At 65.5% G+C, this 26,761-nt stretch carries 19 protein-coding genes; 6 read left to right on the top strand and 13 right to left on the bottom strand.

What is annotated here, in order from left to right; translation table 11 throughout:
* Positions 1 to 2 precede the first annotated feature (2 nt).
* Complete coding sequence (locus GJ695_RS18535) at positions 3 to 791, top strand: c-type cytochrome (protein ID WP_154367289.1); 789 nt, start codon at positions 3 to 5, stop codon at positions 789 to 791.
* A 147-nt stretch (positions 792 to 938) separates the two neighbouring features.
* Here GJ695_RS18535 and GJ695_RS18530 read toward each other — a convergent pair whose 3' ends face one another.
* The 3 genes from GJ695_RS18530 to GJ695_RS18520 all read right to left on the bottom strand — a co-directional run bounded on the left by GJ695_RS18530 (position 939) and on the right by GJ695_RS18520 (position 7,514).
* Positions 939 to 3,431 carry an excinuclease ABC subunit UvrA gene (locus GJ695_RS18530; RefSeq protein WP_154367287.1) on the bottom strand — a complete coding sequence of 831 codons (2,493 nt, stop codon included), beginning with the start codon at positions 3,429 to 3,431 and terminating at the stop codon, positions 939 to 941.
* A gap of 74 nt (positions 3,432 to 3,505) precedes the next feature.
* Entirely contained in the window at positions 3,506 to 5,245 is a 1,740-nt protein-coding gene (locus GJ695_RS18525; RefSeq protein ID WP_154367285.1) for an EAL domain-containing protein, read from the bottom strand.
* A gap of 94 nt (positions 5,246 to 5,339) precedes the next feature.
* On the bottom strand, positions 5,340 to 7,514 hold the full coding sequence (locus GJ695_RS18520) for a formylglycine-generating enzyme family protein (protein ID WP_229260440.1): 2,175 nt from the start codon (positions 7,512 to 7,514) through the stop codon (positions 5,340 to 5,342).
* A gap of 95 nt (positions 7,515 to 7,609) precedes the next feature.
* On the opposite strand from GJ695_RS18520, the gene GJ695_RS18515 reads away from it, so the two are divergent.
* On the top strand, positions 7,610 to 9,547 hold the full coding sequence (locus GJ695_RS18515; protein WP_154367283.1) for a CocE/NonD family hydrolase: 1,938 nt from the start codon (positions 7,610 to 7,612) through the stop codon (positions 9,545 to 9,547).
* A 6-nt stretch (positions 9,548 to 9,553) separates the two neighbouring features.
* On the opposite strand, the gene GJ695_RS18510 is transcribed toward GJ695_RS18515, so the two are convergent.
* Entirely contained in the window at positions 9,554 to 10,666 is a 1,113-nt protein-coding gene (locus GJ695_RS18510; protein WP_229260439.1) for an esterase-like activity of phytase family protein, read from the bottom strand.
* A complete protein-coding gene (locus GJ695_RS18505; protein ID WP_154367281.1) occupies positions 10,663 to 13,125 on the bottom strand; it encodes a TonB-dependent receptor domain-containing protein in 2,463 nt (820 codons plus the stop codon). The genes GJ695_RS18510 and GJ695_RS18505 overlap by 4 nt, the downstream gene beginning before the upstream one ends.
* Positions 13,126 to 13,357: 232 nt before the next feature.
* On the opposite strand from GJ695_RS18505, the gene GJ695_RS18500 reads away from it, so the two are divergent.
* Positions 13,358 to 14,095 (top strand): GntR family transcriptional regulator, encoded by a 738-nt coding sequence (locus GJ695_RS18500; RefSeq protein ID WP_154367279.1) that lies wholly within the window; start codon positions 13,358 to 13,360, stop codon positions 14,093 to 14,095.
* Between the two features lie 23 nt (positions 14,096 to 14,118).
* Here GJ695_RS18500 and GJ695_RS18495 read toward each other — a convergent pair whose 3' ends face one another.
* The 3 genes from GJ695_RS18495 to GJ695_RS18485 are packed head-to-tail and all read right to left on the bottom strand — an operon-like array spanning position 14,119 to position 18,679.
* Positions 14,119 to 15,456 (bottom strand): NCS2 family permease, encoded by a 1,338-nt coding sequence (locus tag GJ695_RS18495; RefSeq protein WP_154367277.1) that lies wholly within the window; start codon positions 15,454 to 15,456, stop codon positions 14,119 to 14,121.
* Positions 15,457 to 15,478: 22 nt separating this feature from the next.
* Complete coding sequence (locus GJ695_RS18490) at positions 15,479 to 16,414, bottom strand: carbohydrate kinase family protein (protein ID WP_154367275.1); 936 nt, start codon at positions 16,412 to 16,414, stop codon at positions 15,479 to 15,481.
* A 27-nt stretch (positions 16,415 to 16,441) separates the two neighbouring features.
* Positions 16,442 to 18,679, bottom strand: coding sequence for a TonB-dependent receptor (locus GJ695_RS18485; RefSeq protein ID WP_154367273.1), 2,238 nt, complete (start codon positions 18,677 to 18,679; stop codon positions 16,442 to 16,444).
* A 167-nt stretch (positions 18,680 to 18,846) separates the two neighbouring features.
* Here GJ695_RS18485 and GJ695_RS18480 point away from each other — a divergent pair, with 167 nt between their 5' ends.
* From GJ695_RS18480 to GJ695_RS18470, 3 genes are read left to right on the top strand one after another with little or no spacing between them, the layout of a single operon-like run.
* Complete coding sequence (locus tag GJ695_RS18480; protein ID WP_154367271.1) at positions 18,847 to 19,521, top strand: beta/alpha barrel domain-containing protein; 675 nt, start codon at positions 18,847 to 18,849, stop codon at positions 19,519 to 19,521.
* 41 nt (positions 19,522 to 19,562) lie between these two features.
* Complete coding sequence (locus GJ695_RS18475) at positions 19,563 to 20,702, top strand: nucleoside hydrolase (RefSeq protein ID WP_154367269.1); 1,140 nt, start codon at positions 19,563 to 19,565, stop codon at positions 20,700 to 20,702.
* Positions 20,699 to 21,736 (top strand): adenosine deaminase, encoded by a 1,038-nt coding sequence (locus GJ695_RS18470; RefSeq protein ID WP_154367267.1) that lies wholly within the window; start codon positions 20,699 to 20,701, stop codon positions 21,734 to 21,736. The genes GJ695_RS18475 and GJ695_RS18470 overlap by 4 nt, the downstream gene beginning before the upstream one ends.
* On the opposite strand, the gene GJ695_RS18465 is transcribed toward GJ695_RS18470, so the two are convergent.
* The 5 genes from GJ695_RS18465 to GJ695_RS18445 all read right to left on the bottom strand — a co-directional run bounded on the left by GJ695_RS18465 (position 21,733) and on the right by GJ695_RS18445 (position 26,679).
* A complete protein-coding gene (locus tag GJ695_RS18465) occupies positions 21,733 to 23,799 on the bottom strand; it encodes a response regulator (protein ID WP_154367399.1) in 2,067 nt (688 codons plus the stop codon). The genes GJ695_RS18470 and GJ695_RS18465 overlap by 4 nt on opposite strands.
* A gap of 92 nt (positions 23,800 to 23,891) precedes the next feature.
* Positions 23,892 to 24,575, bottom strand: coding sequence for a GntR family transcriptional regulator (locus GJ695_RS18460; protein ID WP_154367265.1), 684 nt, complete (start codon positions 24,573 to 24,575; stop codon positions 23,892 to 23,894).
* Positions 24,576 to 25,520 carry a dihydrodipicolinate synthase family protein gene (locus GJ695_RS18455; RefSeq protein ID WP_166455138.1) on the bottom strand — a complete coding sequence of 315 codons (945 nt, stop codon included), beginning with the start codon at positions 25,518 to 25,520 and terminating at the stop codon, positions 24,576 to 24,578.
* Positions 25,521 to 25,664: 144 nt separating this feature from the next.
* Positions 25,665 to 26,069, bottom strand: coding sequence for a hypothetical protein (locus tag GJ695_RS18450; protein WP_154367262.1), 405 nt, complete (start codon positions 26,067 to 26,069; stop codon positions 25,665 to 25,667).
* A gap of 10 nt (positions 26,070 to 26,079) precedes the next feature.
* The gene (locus GJ695_RS18445; protein ID WP_154367398.1) at positions 26,080 to 26,679 is read right to left on the bottom strand and encodes a hypothetical protein; all 600 of its coding nucleotides are present in this window, start codon (positions 26,677 to 26,679) and stop codon (positions 26,080 to 26,082) included.
* Positions 26,680 to 26,761: the final 82 nt, after the last annotated feature.

Below are 26,761 nucleotides of genomic sequence, written 5' to 3'. Positions count from 1 at the left end.
CCATGCAAGAACCTTCTGTCCTTTCCCTGAAAAACCGCTGGATGCGCTACAGCGTCGGCGCCGTGCTGTTGATGGCCGTGCTGGCGGCGGCCGTCGGCTTCCTGTGGGTGCCGATCGCCAACAACGGCGCGGCGGCCGGCTCGCTGTGGGATGCGATTTGCAGCGCCGCCGGCGTGCCGGGCGCCAGCCGCTCGCGTTCATTGAGCGCGGATGCCACCGCGCGGCCCAGCGACGTGATCGTCAGCGCCAGCATGATGCGACCGGCGAATGCCGAATCCATCGGCCGTGGCGCCACGCTGGCCATGCGCTGCACCATGTGCCACGGCATACGCGGCGTCAGCGAGGCCGACTCGCCGAATCTGGCTGGGCAGATCGAGGCGGCCATCTACAAGCAATTGCGCGATTACCAGTCGGGCCACCGGCTGAGCGCCATCATGCAGCCGATGACGGTCAACCTGAACGACCAGGACATGCGCGATCTGGCGGCGTACTATTCCTATCTGCCGCATGAACGGCTGCCGCAGGATAATCCGCGCGTCGCGCCGCAACTGGTGACCAACGGCGCGCCGATGCGCAATATCGGCGCCTGCGCCAGCTGTCACGGCGGGCTGGCGCAGCAAAGCGCGGCGCCGGTGCTGGAAGGCGAGCCGGAACTGTACATCCGCAATCAGCTGCACGCCTTCCGCGACGGCAGCCGGCACAACGACCTCAATCAGCAGATGCGCAACATGGCGCGCCAGCTGACCGATGCCGAAATCACCGAGCTGGCGGCCTACTACGCCGCGCGTTAGTACCCCTAACGAAAGGGTCTGACGCCGTCCGGGGTCAGAACTGGTCACCGACTACGCCGCACGTTAGTACCCCTAACGAAAGGGTCTGACCCCGTACGGGGTCAGACCCTGGCCGCAGCGGTGTGCGGGTTGCGCAGGTGCCGCACGCTATGACCGCAGGTATCGCGCGGTGCGGCTTTCCTTGCTCTTCGCCACCGCCGATGGCACGCCACTGGCCACAACCCGCCCACCCTCCTCACCGGCGCCGGGACCGACATCGAGTAGCCAGTCGCAATCTGCCAGCACCTGCACGTTGTGCTCGACCACCACCACGCTGTTGCCGGCATCGACCAGCCCATGCAACTGCTGCAGCAGCAGGTCGATGTCGGACGGATGCAGGCCGGTGGTCGGTTCGTCCAGTACGTACAAGGTGTCGCCCCGGCTGGCGCGCTGCAATTCGGTCGCCAGCTTGATGCGCTGCGCCTCGCCGCCGGACAGTTCGGTGGCCGGCTGTCCCAGCCGCAGGTAGCCGAGGCCGACGGCACGCAGCACATCGAGCGCGTGGCGCAGCGGCGGCACGTCTTCAAAGAACTCCCACGCCGCGTCCACCGTCATGGCCAGCACTTCGGCGATGTTGTGGTCGCGGTAGTGCACCGCCAGCGTTTGCGGGTTGTAGCGCGCACCTTCACATTCCGGGCACGGCGTGTACACGCTTGGCAGGAACAGCAGCTCGACCATGACAAAGCCTTCGCCGGAACAGTGCGGACAGCGCCCCTTGGCGACGTTGAACGAAAATCGTCCCGCATCGAAATGCTTGGCGCGCGCGGCCCTGGTGGCGGCAAACAGTTTGCGCACGTGATCGAACAGGCCGGTGTAAGTCGCCAGGTTGGAGCGCGGCGTGCGGCCGATCGGCTTCTGGTCCACCTGTACCAGCCGCCGCAGCGATTCCATGCCGGCCACGATCTGGCCTTGCAGTTCGCCGCTGTCGGCGGAATCCAGCAAATCCTCGGTGGACTCGGCCGGCTCGGCAACGACCGGATGGCCCAGTTGCGCCTGCACCAGCTGAATCAGGGCCTGACTGACCAGGCTGGACTTGCCCGAGCCGGATACGCCACTGACGCCGGCCAGCACGCCCAGCGGAATATCCGCATCCAGCCCTTGCAGATTATTGCGTACCACGCCGCGCAGCTTGAGCCATGCCGACGGCGTGCGCGGCGCGCGAGCCGCCGCCTTTGCCTCGCCAAACAGATAGTGCGCGGTGCGCGACTCCTTCACCGCCTTCAGACCGGCCGGCTTGCCGCTGTAGAGTACCTGCCCGCCGTGCTGGCCCGCCTTGGGGCCGACATCGACAATCCAGTCGGCATGCCGTATCACGTCCAGCGCATGCTCGACCACGAACAGCGAATTGCCGGCCGCCTTCAACCGGTCCAGCGCGCGCAGCAAGGCTTCGGTATCGGCGGGATGCAGGCCGGCCGACGGCTCGTCCAACACATACACCACGCCGAACAAGCTGGACCGCACCTGCGTGGCCAGCCGCAGACGCTGCAATTCGCCCGGCGACAAGGTCGGCGTGCCGCGTTCCAGATTCAGGTAGCCCAGTCCCAGATCCAGCATCACCTCCAGCCGCGCCAGCAGATCGGCGGCGATGCGCTGGGTGACCACGGCTTTCTCGGGATGGCGCTTGCTCGCCTTGAGGATAGCAAACGGCTGCAACAACTGCGCCAGCTGGCGCAACGACAGGCGGCTGATCTCCGTAATATCGTGGCCGGCAAAGGTGATGGACAGCGCCTCCTTGCGCAGCCGCTTGCCCTCGCACAGCGGACACGCCATGCTGACCAGGTACTGTGCCACACGCTTTTTCATCAGCGCGCTCTCGGTGCCGGCAAAGGTTTGCAGCACGTACTTGCGCGCGCCGGTGAAGGTGCCCTGGTAGCTCGGCGTTTCCTTGCGCTTGAGCGCGCGCTTGGTCTCGGCCGGCGTCAGCCCGGCGTAGACCGGTACTGTCGGCTGCTCGTCGGTGAACAGTATCCAGTCGCGGGTTTTCTTCGGCAAGTCACGCCACGGCGTATCGACATCGTAGCCCAGCGTGACCAGGATATCGCGCAGGTTCTGGCCGTGCCATGCGGTCGGCCAGGCGGCGACGGCGCGTTCGCGGATGGTCAGGCTGTCGTCCGGCACCATCGAGCGCTCGGTGGCTTCATACACACGGCCCAGGCCGTGGCATTGCGGACAGGCGCCCTGCGGCGTATTGGGCGAAAACGATTCCGCGTACAACAGCTCCTGCCCGGCCGGATAATCGCCGGCGCGCGAATACAGCATCCGCAGCGAATTGGACAAGGTGCTGACGCTGCCGACCGATGACCGCGTGGTCGGCGTGCCGCGCTGCTGCTGCAAGGCCACCGCCGGCGGCAGGCCATCAACCACATCGACCTCCGGCACCGGCATCTGGTGGAACAGCCGCCGCGCATACGGCGACACCGATTCCAGATAGCGCCGCTGCGCCTCCGCATACAGCGTGCCGAACGCCAGCGACGACTTGCCCGAGCCGGACACGCCGGTGAACACCACCAGCGCATTGCGCGGGATGTCGACATCCACGTTTTTCAGATTGTGTTCGCGCGCGCCGCGCACGCGGACGTAGCCGTCGAAGTCAGCAGCCATGGTAAGCGGTCCATAAAAAGGGCAATGGTAGCAGCATGCCCGATCGGCGTGCTCAGGTATGTACGCTGCCCCGCCTAGTGCTTCACGTCCGGCACGCAGGCGGTGATGAAGGCGTAGCAGACGCGCGCGTCTTCAGCCAGCACGTCGAATTCCATCGGCTGCGCCTGCCAACCATGGAAATCCGGGCCATCGCGGCGCGCGGCCGTGTCGTCGGGCAGCAGCATGCTCCAGTGGGTGAAGATGCGGCGCCGGGCCGGCGCCTTCATCACCACCCTCACGCCGGCGTGCATGTGGTTGTTGCGGATGCGCTCAAAGGTCTCCAGCACCGCGCCGCGCTCGCCCTCCAGCATCTGCATGAAGCGGCCGTTCTCGTACAGCAGGCAGCCGGTGATGCCGGCGCGGGCGTTGTTGGCGCGGGTGCGGTGCAGTAGCTGGTCCAGCTGCTGCGGCGACAGCGGCGCCACCGCTTCGCTGACGTACAGCAGGAAATACAGGCCGGTAGCCTTGGACGGCTCCACCAGCGCGGTCTGCCGCTCGACCGCCTCGACCATCTGGTCGGCCGGCATCGGACGGTAGAAATAGTAACCCTGGATCAGATCGCAGCCATAGCCGCACAGTTCCAGCTGCTGGGCGGCGGTTTCGACGCCCTCCGCCACCAGCTTCAGGCCCAGTGCGCGACCGAGGCCGACCACGGCTTCCACCACGGCGCGGCTCTCGCCGCTCTCGGCGATGTCCTGGATGAAGGAGCGGTCGATCTTCAGCACGTCCACCGGCAGCCGCGCCAGTTGCGCCAGCGATGAATAGCCGGTGCCGAAATCGTCCATCGCCATGCGCAGTCCCATACCGGCCAACTGGTCCAGCACGCGCAGCTTGGCGTCGATGTCGACCATCAGCATGCTCTCGGTGATTTCCAGCAGCAGGCGGTCCGGATCGGCGCCGGTGTCGCGCAGAATGTCGGCAAACACGTCGGCCAGCGCCGGATCATCGAGCTGGCGCACCGAAACGTTGACCGACACATACGGCGCCGTTTCGCCCCAGCGCCGGTGCCAGTCGCGCTCGGCCAGACAGGCCTGGCGGAACACCCAGGCGCCGATGGCGATCACCGAGCCGCTGGCTTCGGCGATGGGAATGAATTCGACCGGCGAAATCTCGCCCTGCTGCGGGAACCAGCGCAGCAGCAGCTCGGCGCCGACGATGCGTCCGCTGCCGGCCTCCACGATGGGCTGGAAGCGCGGCGCCAGCTCTTCGCGTTCCAGCGCCAGTTGCAGGCCGTGGGCCAGGTCCATGCGGTGCAAGGCGCGCTCGTGCATCTGCGGATTGAAGAATTGCCAGCCATCGCCGCCAGCCTGGCGCGCCGCCTGCATCGCGGTCTTTGCAAAGCGCAGCAGCTCGTCACTGGAATCGCCGGCGCCGGCGTCGCTGGTGGCCGCGATGCCGATGCTGGCCGTGACCGTAATCGTGACCTCGCCCACTTCGACCGGCGTGCGCACGGCGCCCATGATGCGTTCGGCCAGCGCCGCCAGATCCGTCGGCGCCGCCACCTGCTCGCAGACGATGCCAAATTCATCGGCGCCCAGTCGCGCCACCAGCTCGCTGGCGCGCGCCAGATGCTGCAGCCGGCGGGCGATTTCGCGCAGCAGCGCATCACCGCAGTCCTGGCCGTGCAAATCGTTGATTGCCTGGAAAGCATCCAGATTGATCAGCACCAGCGCCACCTGGGCGCCGGCGCGCTGCGAGCGCTGTAGCGCGCCGCGCAGGCCTTCGCGGAATCCTGGGCGGTCCGCAACACCGGTCAAGGGATCGAAGGTACTCATTTAATATTCTGGCAATGCTTTTGTAGTCATGTGGGCCACAGTATAAAGGTTAGGCAAATGTGATGCTTTTATGCATGTCAAACAGTGCGTTCGTTCAGTCGGCGGCGTCGGTCACGCAGCGGAAGCCCAGTGTGGCGGCGCGATCGCGGCCCGGCGCCATCAGCAGCAGCTTGCCGTGCTGGTCGTTGCGCTGCGCCTGCGGGAAGTACCAGATCGAACCTTGCGGACGGTAGGAACTGCCTCCGCGCAGGATGGCGAAACGGGTGTGCTCGTCGCTGTATTCGTCGGTCCACTGCCACACATTTCCGACCAGATCCTGCACGCCGAACGGGCTGGCGCCTTGCGGATGGGCGTCCACATCGTCCGGCGTCGCCACCAGACGGCCGCCGGCCGGCTTCGGCACGGCGTCGGCGCGCCAGTCGTTACCCCATGGGTAGGTGCGGCCGTCGCTGCCGCTGGCGGCGTATTGCCATTCCCATTCATGCGGCAGGCGCTTGCCGGCCCAGGCGGCATAGGCGCGCGCGTCCTCCAGGCCGACCCAGGTGACCGGCTTGTTGCCCCAGCCGGCAGGATAGCTGCCGTTCTTCCAGTGCTTGAGGAAGTTGGCGTCGTCGGCCGGACGGTAGCCGCTGGCATCGATAAATGCCTTGAACTGCGCGTTGCTGACCGGGTAGCGGTCGATGAAGAAGCGCTTCATCCGCATGCTGCGCTGGTGGAAGCGGCGCGCGCCGTCTTCCCACGGATAGGCGACATCGACGCCGATGCTGTTGCCGCCTTCGATGGCCAGGCCGCGCACGGTGAAGTCGAACGGGCCGGCGGGAATTTCCACCATGCCGGCCGGCGCCGCACTGGCTGGCTTGGTGGCCGTCACCGGCGTTTGCGTCTGCGGCAGCGGCGCCGATTCCGCCGCGAAGTCGCGCAGCGGGCGCGCGCTCATGTTGCGCATGGTGTCCAGGTTTGCCTGCGATGGTGCGGCGTCGGTCATCAGCACGGCGCCAAAGCCGCGCGCTTCGATCGGGAACGACAGCAGCACGCCGTCATTATCGCGCGTGGCTTGCAGTTCAACGCCGTGATAGGCATCGAAGTAGCGCGCGCCGACGCGATACGGCACGCGCAGCTGGACGCCGTTGCTGTCATACTCGTTGCGGTTGACGATGGTCCACAGCGTGCCCTCCGCCAGCGGCCATCGGCTGGCAAACACGCCGTACTGGCGCATCGGATAATGCGGCTGCCATTCCGGGCTGACCAGGAAGCGTGCGTACATGCGCTCCAGCGTCGCCACGCGGCGGGTGGCTTCGCCGTCGCGCGGCGTGATGCCGTTCCAGATGCCCCAGATGTTTTCCCAGCTTTCCCAGCCGACGCCGTTGAAGAAAGCGAATTGCAAGTCGTCGGTCTTGCTGCGGTTCCAACGGTCGGAAATGTTGACCATGTGGCGCGGCTCCAGCCACTTGTAGCGGTCCACCGTCGGCGCGAAGGGGAAGGTGTACTGGCCCCAGGTCATCAGGTTCCACGCCAGCGCCTCGTCGGATGGCAGGCCTTCCGGCTGGAACACCAGCGGGTGCTTGATCTTGTCGGCGGCCTGGGTGAAGGCCAGCGGCACGCCATCCTGCGTGTCGCCGTTGACGCCGTCCGCGCCGATGTCGGCCATCAGCGCGGCCAGCTCGTCGGGCCAGGAACGGCCGATGGCGCGTGTGCCCTGGTCCCACAGCATCATCGGGAACATCACCTTGACGCCGCGCCGGTGGAAATCGGCCACCATCTTCTTCACGGCCGGAATGCCGCCCGGCAGCGAGCGCACCATGTCGACGGTGTTGCGGTCGTCCAGGCCGATGTTCGGATAGGTCGGCCACACCAGCACCGCGTCGATGCCGCCGAAGCGCTTGACCAGGTCGTCCAGATAGCGGTCCACCGTGTACTGGCGCGTGGCCGGATCGTAGAAGTAGCGGTCCTCGACCATCATCTGCGCCTGCATGAAGCTGGACTGGGTCCATGCCACCGACGGCTGCGCGTAGCGCTGGCCGTCGTAGCCGACGCGGATGCGGCGCTCGTCGCGCCAGTGGCGCAGGTCTTGCAGCCATTCGTCGTGGTCGGCCTTGGTGCACGGATTCCACACGCCCTCCCAAGGCTGGCTCATGGTCAGGCAGGCCGGCGCCGGAATCGCCAGCTGGGTCCAGGAGCCGTGCGGCACGTAGCGCGTGTCCTGCGCCTGCGCCGGCAGCGCGCAGGCGGCCAGCAGCAACGCCCACAATTTCATAGATTGCAACTTCATGCGGCGGTCTTTCTTGAAACTCGTAAATTTTTTCAATTTAACCCATCCAGCAGGATTACACTAGGCGGGTTTGCCATCTCATCCACAAGGATTCCATGAAAGCCCGCCTTACCGCCCTCGCCCTGTCCATGCTGCTGGGTGGCGTTTGCCAGCAACAAGTCCTCGCCGCCGAGGCGCCGAAATACAGCCTGCGCGAGCACTACACCAAATACGAATTCAACATTCCCATGCGCGACGGCGTCAAGCTGTTCACCGTGGTGTATGTGCCCAAGGACAGCAGCAAGAGCTATCCCTTCCTGATGCAGCGCACGCCGTACAGCGCGGGCGTGCAGTCGGGCGGCGAGTTGCATTACGGCGTGGATTTCTATCCCGAGCACATCGGCCCGTCGCAGGAATTCGAGGACAGCGGCTACATCTTCGTCAAGCAGGACGTGCGCGGCCGCTATATGTCCGAAGGCAAGTGGCAGGAAATGACGCCGCACGTCAACGCCCAGCGCGCCAAGGGCCAGGGCAACGAGAGCGAGGACATGCACGACACCGTGGACTGGCTGCTGAAGAACGTCGCCAACAACAACGGCAAGGTCGGCATCCTGGGCATTTCGTATCCGGGCTTCTACACCTCGGCCAGCATCATCGATTCGCATCCGGCGATCAAGGCAGCCTCGCCGCAGGCGCCGGTGACCGACCTGTTCATGAACGACGACTCCTACCACGGCGGCGCCTTCATGCTGGCGGCGAACTTCGACTTCTACTCGGCCTTCGTGGAAGCGGAAAATCCGACGCCGCTGCCGAAGACCTGGGACCGCTTCGACTACGGCACCGCCGACGGCTACGAGTTCTTCCTCAAACACCTGACGATGTCCAACATCCTCGGCACCATGACGCCGAAACAGCAGGCGCTGCTGCGTCCAACCATCGAGCACAGCACCTACGACGAGTTCTGGAAGACCCGCAATATCGCGGCCAACCTGAAGAACATCAAGGCCGCCGTGCTGACGGTGGGCGGCTGGTACGACGCGGAAGACCTGCAAGGTCCGCTGACCACCTACGCCAGCATCAAGAAAAACAATCCCAACACCTACAGCGGCCTGGTGATGGGCCCGTGGGTGCACGGCGGCTGGGCGCGCGGCGAAGGCAAGCGCCTGGGCTATGTCAACTTCGACAGCAAGACCGGCGAATACTTCCGCAGCCAGATCCAGTTCCCGTTCTTCGAGCAGCACCTGAAGGATGCGAAGAACAAGAACAGCGCTGAAGTCTATGCGTTTGAAACCGGCAGCAACGTCTGGCGCAACTACGCCGTGTGGCCGCCGAAACAGGCGCAGGCGCGCACGCTGTACCTGGGCGAGAACGGCACGCTGAGCTGGAAACAGCCGGCCGCCGGCGCCGCCTTCGACGAATACGTGGCCGATCCGCGCAAGCCGGTGCCGTTCACCTCCTACCCGGCCAACGGCGCGCCGAAGGAATACATGGTCGGCGACCAGCGCTTCGCGTCCACCCGTCCGGACGTGCTGACCTGGCGCAGCGAGCCGCTGGATGAAGACGTGACCTTCGCCGGTCCGGTCAAACCCAAGCTGTTCGTCTCCACCACCGGCACCGACGCCGACTGGGTGGTCAAGCTGATCGACGTCTACCCGCCGGAATACCCGGCCGGCGACGACGAAGAGCGTCCACGCGGCGGCGACGTCGCCAAGCCGCAGGTGACCATGGCCGGCTTCCAGCAGCTGGTGCGCGGCGATCCGCTGCGCGGCAAGTTCCGCAACGGCTTCGACAATCCGCAGCCGTTCACGCCGGGCAAAGTGGAGACGGTCAGCTACAGCATGAGCGACATCAACCACACCTTCCGTCGTGGCCACCGCATCATGGTGCAGATCCAGAGTTCGTGGTTCCCGCTGGTGGACCTGAATCCGCAGACCTTCGTCGACATCCCGAAGGCCAAGCCGGAAGACTTCCAGAAAGCCACCCAGCGCGTCTACCATGCGCCGGCGATGTACTCCGGCATTGAAGTGCAGGTGCTGCCGGCCACGCCGCGCTGACGCCTGTCAGTCAGAGGCCGGCAGCAACTCGAACGCCAACAGCTGCGTCACCTCATCGTCGCTGAAGTTGTCGTCCGAGACCATCACCAGGCTGCGGTGGCCGTTGGCAAGCAACGGCCCCCAGCTCATGCCTTCCAGGTTGTCCACCTTGTCCAGGCCCGCCGCGTCCAGATCCAGCAACAGCCGCTTGCGCAGCGGCTGGTAGTCGGCGCCCGCCAGCGCGGGATGGCCGGCGACGTCGGTGGCGCCATCCAGCTCCACCATGTACAGGCGGATGTGGAAGGCGAAATGGCCGGCGGCATCCTGCACGCCGGAGCGCTCCAGCGCCAGCAGGTGGCGCGTATCGAGCACCAGGATTTCCGACACGCCGTTGTCGCCGAAGCGCCCGGCCGCCGGCACACCCTGCACGCGATCCAGCGGATAGGCGTATTGCGCCAGCACCTTGCCGCTGCGGTCGAACTGGGTAAACCGGCTCACCGCGCCATGCTCCGGCGTCGCCACCGGACCGTCCTGGTACAACGGCGCCTCCATGCCCAGCCACAGCGACCGGCCGTCCGGCGCAAACGCCAGTCCTTCGAAACTGAGGTTGTTGCGCGGGCCGCGCCGGTGCGCAGGATCGTCCCTGAACAACGCCGGCATCGGCAGCGCCGCCAGGTAGCCGCCATCGGCTGCAGCCTGCCGCACGAACGGCGACAGCCCCAGTTTGCCGCTGCCTTCGCTGGCATACCAGATGCTGCCGTCCTGCGGATCGACGCGCACCGCCTCGATGTCCGCCACCTCGCCGCCCTGCGCCGGATAAGTGCTGCCGTCGGCCTGCCGGAACAGATGCACCGCCTCCAGCCTGACCTGCCGGAACTGCGCCGCGTCATAGTCCAGGCGCGCCGTGTAGAAGCGCGCCGGGCTGAATTCCGAGCGGTCGTCGCTGGCCATCATCCAGGCGCCGGAGCGCGCATCGTAGTCAATGCCGGACAGGCCGCCCACCACCGTGCCGTCAAACACCAGCCGGTGCGGAATGCGCTGCTCGCCGATCAGGCGCAAGCGCGCCTGCTCCGCGGCGGTGGCCGGCATCGCCAGCGACAACAGCGTCGCCGCGATGCCGAAGCAAAGCCCTGCCCTCAAAACTTCACCCGCATGGTGGCATAGAAGGTGCGCGGACTGCCCAGGAAATAACGCCCGGTGGTCAGCGGGCTGGAACTGGTCAGCTCCGCACCGACGCCGCCGAGGTAGCGGCGGTCGAACAGATTGTCGACGTTGACGGCAAACTCGGTGCGGCTGCCGTAGCCGAACAGGCTGCCGCTCGGCTTATAGCTGAAGTTCAGGCCCACCAGCGTGTAAGCCGGCATGTACTGGCGCGGATAGACCGCCGGGCCGCCGGTGATGACGGTGTTCGGCAAGTCGCCATAAGTGCCGGCCGCCTCGCCGACATAATGCGCATTGGCCGTCAGGCGCCAGGCTTCCGACGGCTTCCAGGTGGCTTCCGCAAAGGCGCTGCGGCGCGGCGCACCCAGTACCGGATCGTTGGCCTTGATGCCTTCGGCCGGCGTGTCGCCGACATAGTGCGCATCGTTGTAGGAGGCGTTGGCATACAGCTCGTAGCTGGCGCCACTGGCGCGCAAGGTCAGCTCCACGCCCTGCGAGCTGATGCCGCCCTGGTTGGCAAAGGTGGTGGTGGCGTCGCGCGAGAAGATGTCGCCGTTCGGATTGCCGTTCTGGATCGAGATGCGGTCGCGGTAATCGATCTTGTAGGCGGTCAGCGCCGCACCATAGCCGTTGTCGCTGGTCCAGCGCACGCCGATGTCCTTGTTGATGGACGTTTCAGGCTTGATGCCATTTTTCGAATCGACCGCCGCCGTGCCTTCGAACACCGTGTCGGGAATCGCGCTGAAGTTCTTCGAGCCGCTGGCGAACACTTCCCAGTCGTCGTTCACGCGGTACAGCGCCGCCAGCTTGGGCAGCAGCCGTGAACTGACTTCCAGCGTGCGCACGCCGTTGAACTCCACCGGCGACGAATAATCCTCCTTGAAGCGCTGATAGGTGGCGCCGAGATCCAGTTGCAGGCGGTTGTCCATCAGGCTGACCTTGTCCTGCGCGTAGGCCATCGCCGTGTTGGACGAATAATGGCGGTCCTGCGTGATCGAATACAGTGCGCTGTCCTTGAAGGCGCCGCTGACGATTGGATCGGTGACGGCGAACCAGTTGCGGTCCTTGTCGCGCGTGGTCCGTTCCACCCAGCCGCCGACACGGATGCGCTGGTACTCGCCCAGCATGCTGGAGACTTCCGCCAGCGCGCCCTTGCGGTCGATGGCGTTGTCGCTGCGGCGCGTGCTGGCTTCGCGCGCGCCCCACTGCGCGACCGGATTCATCGCATACTTTGCGGCCGCCGGGCAGCCGGCGGTGGCCAGCGAGGCGCTGCTGGAACCGGACGGATAGCTGATCGCGCTGACCGGAATCAGGGCGCCGCTGGCGGTGCGCTGATACTGGTTCTGGTAGCACTCCTGCACCACGGCGGTCGGCTTGCCGCCTGCCGCGACGGGGCTGTACACCAGGCCATTGCTGGGCAACTGCACATACGGCACGTAGAACCAGCCGTTGCCGTCCTGTTTGTGCCAGTACGGCTTGACCGTCAGCTTGCCGCTGTCGCCAAAACGCTGGGTCCAGTCGATGTGCATCAGGGTGTCTTCGCTGTTGATGCCGCGCGTGCCGCGGTAGTTCTGGTCGATGGCCGGATTGCCGGTCCAATGGTCGGTCAGGCCGTCGGTGGTCGGATCGCCGTAGAAGGTGGCCTTGTACAGCTTCGACGATGCGGCGAGCAAAGCCACCGCGTCATAGTCGTTGTCGCTGAACTTGTTGTAGCTGACGGTGGCGCGCAGGCTGGAACCGCCGCCCAGATCCTGCAACACGCGCGCGTCGATGTGACGGCGGGTGTTGCGACCGGATTCGTCGCCCGGCCAGGTGCGCACATATTCATGCGAATAATCGAGATAGGCGCTGGTGCCCGACGCCGACTTGCCGGTATCGACCCGCACGAAGCCGCGCTGGTAACCAAAGCTGCCGGTCGACAGTTCCACCTCGCCGCCGCGTTCCCTGGATGGATCGCGCGTCTTGAAATCGATATAGCCGCCCAGCGCCTGGTTCGACGGCGTGCCCAGGTCGCCGGCGGTCTGCGAGGCATCGACGCGTACCAGGTTGGCCGGATCGAGCAGCCGGTTCGGCATGGTGCCGCCGTTCGACAAGGTCGAACCGTTCGGAATGCCGTCGATGGAAATGCCGATCTGCTCCTTGTTAAAGCCGCGCATCGAGAGGCGCATCGAAAAACTGCCGGTCAGCGCATCGCTGGAACTGACCTGCATGCCCGGTACGCGCGCCAGCAGCTTGAGCGGATCGAGACCCGCCGGCTGCTCGGCGATCACCGCCTGGTCGATCACGCTGTTGGCGCGCGCCTCGCCTTTGCCCAGTACCTGGCCGGTGACCTGCACCACGGTCGGCACAGCCTCCCCCGCCTCCTGCGCCTGCGCCGGCACGCCGCATTGCAGTACCGCCACCGATCCGGCCGCGATCACACCCAATTTTGAATACATAAGTTCCCCTGTGATGGATAGTCGATGCCTGCGCACCTGTTGATGTCGTCAACAATATTACAATGGTACGTACCAATATTCAAAGCGAAAAATTCTAATGCGGCCTGCAATAGACACCAATCACTAAATTAATACAAAGGTACGTACCTGCGTCATCAAACTGTCATATTTCACCGGGGTGTAAATCATTTCGTTACAATACGGCCATCACGATCACCAGCAGGTAAACACAATGCGATCCACCAAGACCAACGTGCCGCTGTACCAGCAACTGGCCGAGACACTCAAGCAGTTGATGGCGTCGGGGAACATCGGCGCCAAGGAGCCGATGCCGGCCGAGCGCGAGCTGGCGATCACCTACCAGGTCAGCCGTGACACGGTGCGCAAGGCGATCCGCCTGCTGGAAGAACAGGGCCTGCTGTACAGCGACCACGGACGCGGCACCTTTGCCGCGCCGGAATCGGTGCGCCAGATGTCGCGCTTCCTTGACAGCTTCACCGACGACACCATCAAGCGCGGCGGCGTGCCGGGACAGACCATCCTCAGTATGGAAACCGTGGTGGCCAACATGGCCATCGCCAGCCTGCTGCACATGCAGCCGGACGAGCCGCTGCTGCGCATCAAACGCGTGCGCCTGATGAACAACAAGCCTATCGGTTTGCAGGAATCGTTCTTGCGGCTGCCGGAAGGCGCGCAACTGACCCAGAAGGAGCTGGAACAAGTCGGCTCGCTGTACCGCATCCTGATCGACAAGTTCGGCATCAAGCCGTCGGAAAGCCTGGAGAGCGTGGGCGCGGTGGCGGCCCAGGCGGAAGATGTGGCGCTGCTGGGCGTGACGCTGGGCGCACCGCTGCTGCTGTGCGAACGCGTGATGCTGTCCGACCGGCGCGAACCGGTCGAATACTGCGAAATGAAGTACGTACCACCCTATCGCTACAAGACCCGCATCAGCAAGGGCAGCGCCGGCTGACGTGGCGCGCTGGCTTCGGCCGCTCAGCCGATATGGCCACGCAGCGCCAGGTACAGCACGAACACCGCGTCCAGCCCGAGCACCATGGCGCCCGGCCAGCGGCGTCGCGCCAGCAGCATCAGCGTGTAGATGAAGCAGCCCAGCGCCAGCGCCACCATCAGGTCGGCGCTGCACGCGGTGACCAGCAACATCAGCAGCGGCGGCAGATAATTTTCCGGGGCGCTGGTATCGAGCTCACGCAGGCCGTCGAGCATGCACAAACCGACCATCACCAATACCGGCGCGGTGGCGCAGGCGGGGATCGCCGTCAGCAAGGGACCGCACAGCAACGCCAGACCGAATAGCGCTGCCACCACCACGCCGCTCAAGCCGGTGCGCGCGCCGGCTTCCACGCCGGCCACCGATTCAACGTAGGCCGTGACGGTCGACGTGCCGGTGGCCGCGCCGATCACGCTGCCCAGCGCATCCGCCGCGAAGGCGGCCCGCGCGTGCGGCAGGTCGCCGTTCGCTTGCAGCAGGCCGGCGCTGCGGATCACGCCGAACATGGTGGCGGTGCCGGCGAAAAATTCGATCAGCAGAAAATATAGCGTCACCGGTAGCAGCAGCATGAAGTGCGAGGCGAAGCCACGGAAGTCCAGCGCGAACAGCAGCTGGTCGGTGAACACCGGCAGGCCGATCCAGCTGGACGGCAGCGTCGTCAGCGGACGGCCATCGGCGCCGGCGACAAACACGCCCAGCACGCTCACCGCCAGCATCGTCAGCAGAAAGGCGCCGGGCACGCGCCGCACCAGCAGCATGGCGGTCAGCAGGATGCCGCCCAGCGTCAGCCATGCACCGCCGTCATGCAGCCGCGAGAAGCCCACCAGCGAACCGGCATCGGCCACCAGCAGGCCGCCGCTGCGCAAACCCAGCCAGGCGATGAACACGCCGATCGAACACTGCATGCCCAGCTTCACCGGCTCCGGGAATGCCGCGACAATGCGCGCGCGCCATTTGGTCAGCGACAGCACCAGGAATACCAGGGCGTTCAACAGCACCATCGCCAGGCCGGTCTGCCACGGCACGCCCATCTGCCCCACCACCACCTGGGCAAACACGATATTGGTTCCCATGCCTGGCGCCAGCGCGATCGGCAGGTTGGCCCACAAGGCCATCACCAGCGTGGCCGCCATGGCCGAGACGATGGTGGCCAGGAACAGCCCATTGCGGTCCATGCCCGCCCCGGACAATATCAGCGGATTGACCACCAGGATGTAGCTCATGGCGGCAAAGGTGGTGCAGCCGGCGACCGCCTCGCGCGCCGGCGTGGTGCCGCGCGCGCTGAGCTGGAAATAGCGGTCGGCCCATTCAACAAAATTCATGCGGCTTCCTTGTATGTGAGATTCAGGCGCGTTGCAGCCGCGCCGCCACTTGCGCCCGCGTCGGCAGCGCCGAGCGCGCGCCGGTGGCGGTGACGGCGATGCTGCCGGCCGCGCAGGCGAAGCGCAACGCGTCCTCCAACGGCTGCCCTTCCAGCAGCGCGGCCAGGAAAGCGCCATTGAAGCTGTCGCCGGCGCCGGTGCTGTCCACCACTTCGGCGGCAAACGCCGGCTGGGTGATGGCCTGGTCGCGCGTAACCAGCATGGCGCCGCGCGCACCACAGCTGATGACCAGCATGCGCGCACCAAATTCCAGCAGGCCGGCCATGCCCTCCTCCTGCGGCGCGGCGCCGAGAATCGCGCGGTAGGTGGTGTCGTTCATGAAGGCCAGGTCGCACAGCGACAACAGGCGGTGCAGATGCGCGCGGTCCGGCACCATCGCGGTCTCGATGTCGATCGCCAGCGGCACGCCGGCGGCGCGCGCCAGCCCGTGCAACTGCTCGAATTCCGGCAAGTTGTAGGGCATCGCATACAGCAGCCGGCTTTGCGCCAGCGCCGCCGCAAACGATTCCGCATGCAGCGTCGGACCGGGCATCGGCGAATACACCAGCGCCTTCTCGCCGTTGGCCTCGATGATGATCAGCGCCGTCGGCGATGTGGCGCCCGGCACCACCCGCAAGTGGCTGGTGACGACGCCGAAACGCTCGTACTCGCGGCGCAGAAACTCGCCCTCGCCGTCATCGGCGATGCGCCCGTAGGCCAGCGTCGGCCGGCCCAGCAGGCCGGCGGCGCACGCCACGTTGGCCACCGTGCCGCCGGCGTATGGCGGCAGGCGGCGTCCCAGTACCTTCTGGTCGGCCTGAGGCGCCCGGTCCACCGTGAACAGCAGGTCGATGTTCGGGTCGCCAAAGGCCAGCAGATCAAACGGGCGTGCTTGCGGAAAATGCAGAAAATCACTCATGCGGTCGGTCCTGTATAGCCGTCAGGTTCAGAAACGGCGGCTGGCCTGGATGCCAAAGATGCGCGGATTGTTATCATTGACAAAACCAGTCAGGTTATTGAAATCAATCCCGCCCACCAGTTGGACGCGATTGGTGATATTGCGGCCGAACAGCGCCACCTCGTTACGATCGTTATCCCACTTGTACCCGAGCCGCAAACCGCCTGTCAACAAGGGGTTTCCGACAAACTCCGCCGAACGGTACAAGGTGAAGTTGACCGCGCTGCGATAGACCCAGTCGGTATAGACGTACCACTCGCCGTTGCCGACCGCGTGGCTGTACTTGAGCGAGGTGTTGGCGCTCCAGCGCGGCGCCTGCGGCAGCGGATTGCCGTCGATGCGCACCAGCGTGCCGCCGGCGCCCGTGACGATGGTGGGATTGAGCAGCGTACAGGCGGCGCAGGCGCCGACCGTCAGCCCGGCATCCTTGATCCGGGTGTAGTTGTAGCTGCCGCCGAAGCTCCACAACAGGTTCTCGGTCAGGTAGGCGTCCAGATCGAGCTCCGCGCCGCGGCCGGCGCTGCGGTCGGCGTTCAGCAAAATGGCGGAATTGGAGGTGCCACCCACCGCCGTCAGCTGCAGATCCTTGACCGTGTAGCTGTAGACATCGAAGCTCAGGCGCGCGCGGCGATCCAGCAGATCGGTCTTGAAGCCGGCTTCATAGGAAGTGATGGTTTCCGGCCGCGCCACCGACATCGGATTGAACGATGCCGCCGGCTGGATGGTCGCGCCACGGAAGCCGGTGGCGACGCGGCCGTACACGTTGGCGGCCTGATTCAGCTTGTACACGCCGCTGATATCCCAGTTGACCTTGGACACGCCGGTGCTGGTGGCCAGGCCCGCCGATGCATCGATATCGGAGCCGCCGCCCGGCTTGTTGTCCGGTTCCGTGTTCAGATCCTTGTTGTCACGCGTGTAGCGCAGGCCGGCGCGCAGGTTGAAACGCGGGCTGATATCGTAGTTGATGGAGCCGAATACCGCGTAGGCGTCGTTCTTCTGGTGCGAGCGGATGTCCGACGTGAGCGCGCCGCCGACCAGCGTGTCGTAGCTGTAGCTGTCGATCTGGTATTTCTCATCGAAGTAGAACAGGCCGGCCTGCCATTTGAACGCCTGCGCCACGTCGGACTCCAGCCGCAGTTCCTGCGTCAGCTGGTGGTGCCCCTTGGTGCCGTCCGCCGATTCGACCACAAACGGAATCAGTCCCGGTCCCGAGGGCGGCGCATACACCGCGCCAAAACCGCCATCGACATCGCCACGGCTGTAGACACGCACGGTCTCGTAGCCGGTCACCGAATGCAGCGTCACATCGCCCAGGCGCCACGTCAGCCGCAGGTTTCCGCCGTAGTTGTTCAGGTGCTGGCCGTTCTGGCCATCGGTCGATACGCTGCCGATGTCGAAACCCGGCGCCAGCGCATCGCTGCCCTTCTGGATGATATTGGCGCGGAACAGCGAAGCGCTGCCATTCATGCTGCGCTGGTGCAGATTGGCCAGCGCACTGAAGCCGCCGCCCGGTTGATACAGCACTTGCAAGCGCGCCGCAGTGTCGTTATAGCCGCCATACTGGTCGGACTGGCCCGTGTGTGCGTTGCCGATCCAGTCGTCGCGGTGCTGACTGAGAAGGGAAACGCGCGCGGCCCAGTCGCCGCCGAGCGGAAGGTTCACCGCGCCTTCCAGGCCGGCGGTGTTGTGCGTGGCGTCGGACAGCGTCAGGTAGCCACCGGGTGTCTGCGACGGCCGCACCGAATCGAACTTGACCACGCCGGCCGGCGTATTGCGGCCGAACAGCGAACCTTGCGGCCCGCGCAGCACTTCGATCCGTTCCAGGTCAAAGGCCGGGAAGCCTTTCAGCACCGCGCTTTCCTGCACCACGTCGTCATAGATCAGCGAGACCGGCTGCGAGGCGTTCTGGTGGAAGTCCACATTGCCGTAGCCGCGCAGGTAAAAACGCGGAAAACCACGGCCGAAGGACGATTCCACCTGAAGACTTGGCGCACGCCCCGCCAGCATCTGCATGTCCAAGCCGCCGGAGTTGAGCGCCCCCAGCGTGTCGTCGGCAATGATGGTCGCCGACACCGGCACATTCTTGACATTCTCCGCGCGCCGCTCGGCGCTGACGGTCACCGTTTGCAGCTGGCCCGCCACTGCCGCTGGCTGCTCTTCCTGTGCCATCGCTGCCGCCACCGCAGTCAAGCCCAGTACCACCACCACGATTTCCCTGCTAGTCATGCTCTTTCTCCCGTCGTTAATTTGGAAGAAATTCTACAGTGGTATGTACCACTTAAATTATAAATTTTCATGCTCAGACAATTCTGTTGCGTTTACGCGGAACAGCTATTGAAATCGGCAAGCAACCGTGAAACAATGGTACGTACCTTTAAAACACAAAAACAACCATGACCATACCTTATACCGCCCCCGCCTACATCACCTTCACCGGCATCGACCGCGCCGACCTGCTGCCCGGCATGCTGGCGCTGTCCGCGCGCTACCCGATTGAATGGGGCGTGCTGCTGGACGCCGCCCAGGAAGGCGCGCCACTGTTCCCGCTTGCGTCGGTACGCGACGCCCTGCGGGCCGCGCCACTGCGCCTGTCCGCCCACATCTGCGGCGGCGCCGCGCAGGCCATCGTCCAGGGTGGCGATCCGGAGTTGAACCTGGCCGGCTTCTCGCGGGTCCAGATCAACCATGCGCGCGCCGGCAGCAGCGACAGCGAGATCCGCCACAGCGCCAGCTTCGCCGCACGCCATGGCGTGCGGGCGGCGCTGCAATGCCAGGGCGAATTTCCGGCCGACCTGCGGGTCGACTGGCTGTATGACGTTTCCTTCGGCACCGGCGTGCGGCCGACCACCTGGCCAGCAACGACCGCCAGCCTGCCGTTCTGCGGCTACTCCGGCGGCCTGGGACCGGACACCGTGCGCGATACGCTGCCGAAGTTTGCCGTCGCCTCCGGCGCCGCCTACTGGATCGACATGGAATCCGGCGTTCGTAGCGAAGGCCGCTTCGACCTCGCCAAATGCGAGGCGGTGTGCCGCATCGTTTTTGATGAGCTGCCGCGCATTGCCGGTTAAACTGGCCTGCGATTTTTCCCAACCTTGAACCGGAGACGAATATGCGGCGACTTCTCATCGTGGCGGCCAGCGTGGTGGCGCTTTGCGGTGGACAGCACAGCATGGCGGCCTCGCCGCCGCCGAAGATCATCATCGACAGCGACTTCGGCACGCTGAACGACGACGGCCAGCTGCTGGCCATCGCCGCGCAATTGCAGGCGCGCGGTCGCGTCGAGATACTGGGCTTGACACTGGTCTCCGGTAACAAGTGGCTGCGGCAGGAGACCGCCGAAGCGCTGAAATCCGTTGAGCGGCTGGGCATTGCGCAGCAGGTCGGCGTGTACGCCGGCGCCAACTACCCGCTGTCGCACGATCTGGCCACCGTGCGCGCCGAGCAGCAGATGCATCCCGGCGGCGACGGCTACCTGGGCGCCTGGAGCCGCCCGGAACCACGCTCCGACGCCGACCTGGTGGCGCCGCCGGACGGCTATGCCAGCCATACGGAGCTGCGCGAACAAAGCGCGGCCGAATTCATCGCCGACAGCATCCGCCGCCATCCCGGCGAAGTCACGATTCTCGCCATCGGGCCGCTGACCAACATCGCGCTGGCGGTGCGGCGGCATCCGGAAATTGTTCCGATGATCGGACAGATCATCTACATGGGCGGCGCCTTCGACGTGGCCGGCAACACCACGGCGGCGGCGGAATTCAACTGGTGGTTCGATCCGCAGGCGGCGCGCGAAGTGCTTGGACTGCCGGTGCGGCATGTGATCTTCCCGCTCGACGTTACCGACACCGTCAAGATCGACAAGCAGGTGTATGACCGCGTGGTATATGGCGCCGCCCGCGACGGCATCATCGCGCGGCTGTTCAAGCAGCTCAACGGCTACGGCTACGACGGCAGGAACGGCTTCGAAACCAATCCAGCCTACAGCACCGACGTGTGGGATACGCTGACGCTGGCCTACCTGCTCGACCAGGGATACGCCAGGCGCACCGTGCAGCGCTGGGTGGAGATCGACACCAGGGTCGGCGCCACCAATGGCCGCTCGATCGGCCACGCCACCGCGCAACCAGGGCTGCAACCGGCGACCATCGTGGAGCGCTTTGACAACCGCCGCTTCTTTGACTTTTACGTCGACGGCCTGACGGCCGCCGTGCCGGTCGCGCCATCGCCTGCCTACACCGTGGAGGGCAAATGAGCCGCGACACGCAGGCTGCGCTTCTGGCGCTGGTCAAGGGCATGCCCAAGGCCGAACTGCACATCCACATCGAAGGCTCGCTGGAACCGGAACTGATCTTCGCACTGGCCCGCCGCAACGGCGTGACGCTGCCATATGATTCCGTCGAACAGTTGCGGCGCGCCTACGCCTTCAATGACCTGCAATCCTTTCTGGACATCTACTACGCCGGCACCAGCGTGCTGCTGACCGAGCAGGATTTCTACGACATGACGTGGGCCTACCTGCAGCGCGCGCACGCCGACAATATCCGCCACACGGAACTGTTCTTCGATCCGCAATCGCATCTGTCGCGCGGCGTGAACTTTGCCGCCATCGTCGGCGGCATCGACCGCGCGCTGGGCGATGCCGCCGACGAATGGGGCATGACCAGCGGCTTGATCATGTGCTTCCTGCGCCACCTGTCCGAAGAGGACGCGTTTGCGACGCTGGAACAGGCCATGCCTTACCTGCCGGCCATCGTCGGCGTCGGCCTTGATTCATCGGAGCGCGATCATCCGCCGGAAAAATTTTCGCGCGTCTTCGCGCGTTGTCGCGAACTGGGCCTGCGGCTGGTGGCGCACGCCGGCGAAGAAGGACCGCCGGCTTACATCCGCGACGCCCTCGACTTGCTGCACGTGGCGCGCATCGACCACGGCGTGCGCTGTCTCGAAGATCCGGCGCTGGTTGAACTGCTGCGGGCGCGCCAGGTGCCGCTGACGGTCTGCCCGCTCTCCAACGTCAAGCTGAAAGTGTTCCCGCAGATGGCGCAGCACAATCTGCGCGCGCTGCTGGACGCCGGGCTGATGGTGACGATCAACTCCGACGATCCGGCCTATTTCGGCGGCTACCTGAACGAGAATTTCGCGGAGATCTTCACGGCGCTGCCGCTCGGCCGCGACCATGCCCTGCGGCTGGCCTGCAACAGCTTCGACGCAGCCTTTCTCGACGACGCCACCAAAGCCGCGTACCGCGAACAGGTATATGCCTACTTCGGCCGCGCCGTGCCGGTCTAGTCCGCGCGCCGCTCCGCGCCGGCCAGCTCCTTGACCCGCAGCGCCAATGCGTCGGCGGCAAACGGCTTGGTCAGGACCTGCATGCCGCGCTCCAGATGGCCGTAGTTGAGCACCGCGTGCTCGGCGTAGCCGGTGACGAACAGCACCGGCACTTCCGGCAGGCGTGCGCGGACCGCGTCGGCCAGCTGCCGGCCGTTCATGCCGTTCGGCAGGCCGACATCGGTGATCAGCAGGTCGATATCCGGATGCGCGGACAGCAGCCTTAGCGCGGCCGGCCCGTCTTGCGCTTCGATCAGGTCATAGCCCAGGTCTTCCAGCACTTCCACCGTCACGGTGCGCACCAGCGGCTCGTCGTCGACCACCAGGATTTTCTTGCGCCACAGCGCGGCGGGCGCGCGGCGCTCTTCCGTCGCACCTTCCTCACGCTGGCTGTCGCCGGCATAGCGCGGCAGCAGCAGGCTTACCGTGGCGCCCTGTCCTTCCGCCGATTCGATATACACCGCGCCGCCCGACTGGCCGGCAAAGCCGTACACCATCGACAGCCCCAGGCCGGTGCCCTTGCCCGCCGGCTTGGTGGTGAAGAACGGATCGAAGGCGCGCGCCAGCACGTCCGCCGCCATGCCGATGCCGGTGTCGCGGATAGCCAGCGAAACGTATTCGCCGGCCGCCACGCCGCGCAAGGCGGCGGCCTCGCTGTCGAGGGTCTGGTTGGCCATCTCGATGGTCAGCCTGCCGCCGTCGGGCATGGCGTCGCGCGCGTTGATGCACAGGTTGAGCAGCGCGTTCTCGATCTGACCGATATCGACAAAGGTATTCCATAACTCGGACGGCGCCCGCGTGTCGACCGCAATCGCCGGCCCTACGCTGCGGCACACCAGGTCGTGCATGCTGGCGACGATGCGGGTCAGATTGGATGGCTTGGGGTCCAGCGTCTGCCGGCGCGAAAACGCCAGCAGGCGCTGGGTCAGTGCGGCGGCGCGCTTGACGGCCGATTGCGCGCCGTGGACGTGGCGATCGAGGTCGGCGATGCGGCCCTGCGCCAGCCGGATCTTCATCAGTTCCAGGCTGCCGCTGATGCCGGCCAGGATATTGTTGAAATCGTGCGCCAGGCCGCCGGTCAGCTGGCCGACAGCATCCATTTTCTGCGCCTGGCGCAGGGCGTCTTCGGCCTTGAGCAGTGCGGCGGTGCGTTCTTCGACGCGCTGTTCCAGCGTGTCGTTCAGGGTGCGCAGCGCGGCGATGGCGCGGTCACGCTCGGCCTCCACCGCGCGCCGCCCTTCCATGTCGATCAGCACGCCGGGGAAAGCGGCTGGCGTACCGTCGGCCGCCAGTTCAACGCGGCCGTTGGCCTCCAGCCAGTAGTAATTGCCGTCCTGGCGGCGGGTACGGTACTGGTGGGCGTAGGCGCCGCCGCGCGTGAACACTTCGGCGATGGCGGCCGCCAGGCCTTCGCGGTCGTCCGGATGGACGGTGGCGACAATCTCCGCCAACGGCAAGCCGGCACGGCCCCTGGCCGGGTCCAGACCGAAAGCAGTGGCGAAACCTTCGTCAACGCTGAACTGGTCCGCCGGTACATCCCAGAACCAGGTGCCGATGATGGCGCCGGCGGCCAGCGCCAGCTGCACCCGCTGCACATTCTCGCGCAGCGCGGCTTCGGTTTTCTTGCGCTCGGAAACGTCGCGGAACAGCACCGAGACCTGGCCCATCTCCACCGGGCCGGCGCGCGTGGCGGAGACCTCGATGTAGCGGCCGGCGGCGACAAATTCCTGCTCGAAGCGCGCCGGTTCACCGGTCAGCAGCACTTTGCCGTACAGGTCGAGCCAGGTCTGGGCGTGGTCAGGTTCGATTTCGCGCAGGCGCTTGCCGATGATGTTGCCGATGCCGGTGTGGCGCTCGTAACCCGAGTTGGCCTCGATGTGGACGTAATCGCTGAGCGGACCGTGCGGGCCGTCGATGAACTGGATGATGCAGAAACCGTCGTCAATCGCTTCGAACAAGGCGTGGCGGCGCACGCTGCTGAGCGCCAGCTGCTCTTCGAGCTCGGCACGGCTGAGCGAAGCCAGGTCCCGGGCAGCGTCTGTCGTTTTCAAGAACACCTTAAGCCTGACTTTCGGAGAGTTGATCGCCAGGCATTATAACGTGGTGTCTGGCCGCACTATTGCCGGCGGCGCGACAGGATGAACTGCTCCAGCTCCTCGCAGGCATGCTCGATATGGCGCTTGAGCAGGGCGGCGGCGGCGCGCACTTCGCCGGCCCTGCACAGGTTGACCAGCGCCTCGTGCTCCTCTTCGGCGCGGCGGCAGCTGTCGACGCTGAGCGACAGTTGCAAGCGCGTGTAGCGGTCGGTCTGCTGCAACAGTGTGGCGACGATGGCCAGCGTGCGCGGCTGGCCGGCGCGCGACATCAGCACGTCGTGCAACCGGGTGTTGAGTTCGCCCCAGCGCGTCATGCGCTGGGCGTCGAGTTCCTGCTTGTATTCGGCCAGGATGGCGTCGAGTTGGGCAAAGTCTTCCGCCGTCAGGCGCGGCGCGGATTTCTTCAGCAGCACCGGCTCCAGCAAGGCGCGCAGCATGAACAGCTCGCTGATCTCATCGACCGACAGTTCGGACACCACCGCGCCCTTGTGCGGCACGATGCGCACCAGGCCCTCGCCCTCCAGCTGCACCAGCGCCTCGCGCACCGGAATCCGGCTGATGCCGAATTCGCTGGCCAGCGCATCCTGGCGCAGCTGGAATCCTTCCGGCAGCTCGCCGGACATGATCTTGCGCCGCAGCGCGTCGGCCGCCTGGTCGGCAACCGTGGTGGGAGAAAGGCGAAGCGAGGTGGCGGGCAAATTCATTTAGGCGGCAAGTTCTTTCGACCACGCGGCGTACCAGGTGCGGAACAGCGCGTATTGATCGGCGGCGTAGCGGCGCTGGGCGTCGCTGAGCACGTCGGTTTCGTTGAAGTGCAGACTATATTCCTTATCGCCGTTGAGTACCATCAGATATTTGTAGTACAGCACCAGGTCGGTGCCCTCGTCGAACGACGACAGCACCGCCAGCGCCGACTCCAGCTCGCGCGCCTGGCGCCGCGCCACCGCATCGCCCTTGGCCGCGCGGCGGCACAGGTCGACCAGTTGCAGCACTTCGCGCGGCAGCGCATTGCCGATGCCGGTGATGGCGCCGGTTGCGCCGCAGTTGACGAAGCCGTGGAACACCTGGGTGTCGACGCCCACCATCAGCGTCACCTCGTCGTCCTGGCTGGTGATGTGCTCGGCCGCATAGCGCAGGTCGGTGGCGCCGCCGAATTCCTTGAAGCCGATCAAGTTCGGATGCTGGGCGCGCAGCGCGAAGAACAGGTCGGCGCGGGTGGCGAAGCCGTAGTACGGGCTGTTGTAGATCACGCTCGGCAGCGCCGGCGCGGCGGCCAGGATGGCGGAAAAGTGCGCCTTCTGCGCGGCCGGCGAGGCGCCGCGCGACAGCAGGCGCGGAATCACCATCAGGCCATGCGCACCGACTTTGGCCGCGTGCGCCGCGTGCGACACCGCTTCCTTCGAATTGACGGCGCCGGTGCCGACGATGGTCGGCACGCCGGCCGCCACCAGACGCGCCACGCCCTCCTGACGCTGCGCTTCGCTCAGCAGCGGCCAGTCGCCCATGGAGCCGCAATACACCACCGCGCTCATGCCGATATCCACCAGTGCGCGCCCCTTGGCGACCAGCGCATCGAAATCCGGCTGGCGGTCGGCCGTGCACGGGGTCATCAGGGCGGGAATGGTGCCGGTGAAAATATTGTCGCTCACGGTAGATCCTTTGAAATGCGTTGAAAGGTAGGCACGGCAGCACGGCGCCGTCTGACCGATCATAACCCACTTTGGATATTTTATACAATCTGAGGGTGCATCAGAAAAACCGCCTCCCTCCAGGGAATGGCGTTTTCTGGTCCGTCAGTCAGGACCGACGCCGTTTGACGTTTTTTCCTCGTCGTGTTCCGCGATGTTATCGGCCAGCTCGAGTGGCAGCGCATAAAAATTCACGCCGGCATGGCGCATGCTGCCGTCCGGCAGTTCGAGGTAATCGCGCAGGGTGCGGTAAGCGGGCAACGCCTCGTCGTAGGGCACGTCGAGGTACACCTGCCCCAGGTACGGCGGCATGGTGCAGGGATCGGCAATGGGTCCGCACGGCTGCCAGCCGATCTGGTGCGCGTCGAGCCAGGCCAGCACAATGTCGCGCGCCGCATCCGCCTGATACCGGTAATGACGCCACCCGGTTGCGGGATGAAATTCGAGATACAGCACCGCGCGCCGTTTCTGGCGGGCGATCGCGTCGATGTGTTCGATCAGCTGGGGCATGGCCAGCTCGCTATTCGTTGCCGAATTCGGCTTTCGCGGCCAGGACCTGTTCGAGCGCAGCAGCCGGGTCGAGCCCTGCCATCAGAAGATTGATGATCTCTTCCTTATCGTCCGCCGTGACCTGCGCGCAAGCGCTCCGGTTGGCGTTGAAGTAGGTCCACCACACCTCGTCCGCCTCGTTCTCCTTGCGGCGCTTGATTTTTTTCGGCAGCGCGGAGCGCACTTCGCTGATATACGCGGGCAGCCGCGCGTCGGCGGTCGACCAGTCGAACGCGGCAACGGCGCGCTTGTCGGCCTCCCAGTCACCGATGTATCCCGGCCCCGGCGTCAAGGTCAGTTTATTTACCGCGAGGCAGGCCAGGTTCGGATAAGAGTGGGAGCGGCAAAACGCCTCCACGAACAGCAGTTTCATCCCGATCCCGACCGGCACCGCGCGTTGCACCACAGGGTCTTCCGGATGCAGGCTTTTCGCCAGCGCCAGCAGGTCGCCGTAGACAATCGGGGCGCCCTGGGTGGCCTGGGCATGCCGGACCAGCGCTTCGTACAAACGCGAGCCGACCTCGATATCGTTGAGCGTAAACCTGGTATCTATGCTGGTGCTGTCTGTCATGGAAAAATCTTTCATTAAAAATTGCATATACAACGTTGCGCCCGGAGTCCCTCGGCGCATGTTCATGATAAGGCGTCACGCG

Origin of the sequence: Duganella alba, from assembly GCF_009674495.1 — a bacterium.
Lineage (GTDB): Bacteria > Pseudomonadota > Gammaproteobacteria > Burkholderiales > Burkholderiaceae_D > Rugamonas > Rugamonas alba.
This window is presented reverse-complemented; position numbering and strand designations above follow the sequence as displayed.

Bases quoted from the DNA above. Each gene is read 5' to 3' on its own strand.
- GJ695_RS18480 (WP_154367271.1), top strand. From the start codon at position 18,847: ATGACCATACCTTATACCGCCCCCGCCTACATCACCTTCACCGGCATC.
- GJ695_RS18475 (WP_154367269.1), top strand. From the start codon at position 19,563: ATGCGGCGACTTCTCATCGTGGCGGCCAGCGTGGTGGCGCTTTGCGGT.
- GJ695_RS18450 (WP_154367262.1), bottom strand. From the start codon at position 26,069: ATGCCCCAGCTGATCGAACACATCGACGCGATCGCCCGCCAGAAACGG.
- GJ695_RS18460 (WP_154367265.1), bottom strand. From the start codon at position 24,575: ATGAATTTGCCCGCCACCTCGCTTCGCCTTTCTCCCACCACGGTTGCC.
- GJ695_RS18445 (WP_154367398.1), bottom strand. From the start codon at position 26,679: ATGACAGACAGCACCAGCATAGATACCAGGTTTACGCTCAACGATATC.
- GJ695_RS18515 (WP_154367283.1), top strand. From the start codon at position 7,610: ATGAAAGCCCGCCTTACCGCCCTCGCCCTGTCCATGCTGCTGGGTGGC.
- GJ695_RS18500 (WP_154367279.1), top strand. From the start codon at position 13,358: ATGCGATCCACCAAGACCAACGTGCCGCTGTACCAGCAACTGGCCGAG.
- GJ695_RS18520 (WP_229260440.1), bottom strand. From the start codon at position 7,514: ATGAAGTTGCAATCTATGAAATTGTGGGCGTTGCTGCTGGCCGCCTGC.
- GJ695_RS18470 (WP_154367267.1), top strand. From the start codon at position 20,699: ATGAGCCGCGACACGCAGGCTGCGCTTCTGGCGCTGGTCAAGGGCATG.
- GJ695_RS18525 (WP_154367285.1), bottom strand. From the start codon at position 5,245: ATGAGTACCTTCGATCCCTTGACCGGTGTTGCGGACCGCCCAGGATTC.
- GJ695_RS18495 (WP_154367277.1), bottom strand. From the start codon at position 15,456: ATGAATTTTGTTGAATGGGCCGACCGCTATTTCCAGCTCAGCGCGCGC.
- GJ695_RS18490 (WP_154367275.1), bottom strand. From the start codon at position 16,414: ATGAGTGATTTTCTGCATTTTCCGCAAGCACGCCCGTTTGATCTGCTG.
- GJ695_RS18530 (WP_154367287.1), bottom strand. From the start codon at position 3,431: ATGGCTGCTGACTTCGACGGCTACGTCCGCGTGCGCGGCGCGCGCGAA.
- GJ695_RS18505 (WP_154367281.1), bottom strand. From the start codon at position 13,125: ATGTATTCAAAATTGGGTGTGATCGCGGCCGGATCGGTGGCGGTACTG.
- GJ695_RS18535 (WP_154367289.1), top strand. From the start codon at position 3: ATGCAAGAACCTTCTGTCCTTTCCCTGAAAAACCGCTGGATGCGCTAC.
- GJ695_RS18485 (WP_154367273.1), bottom strand. From the start codon at position 18,679: ATGACTAGCAGGGAAATCGTGGTGGTGGTACTGGGCTTGACTGCGGTG.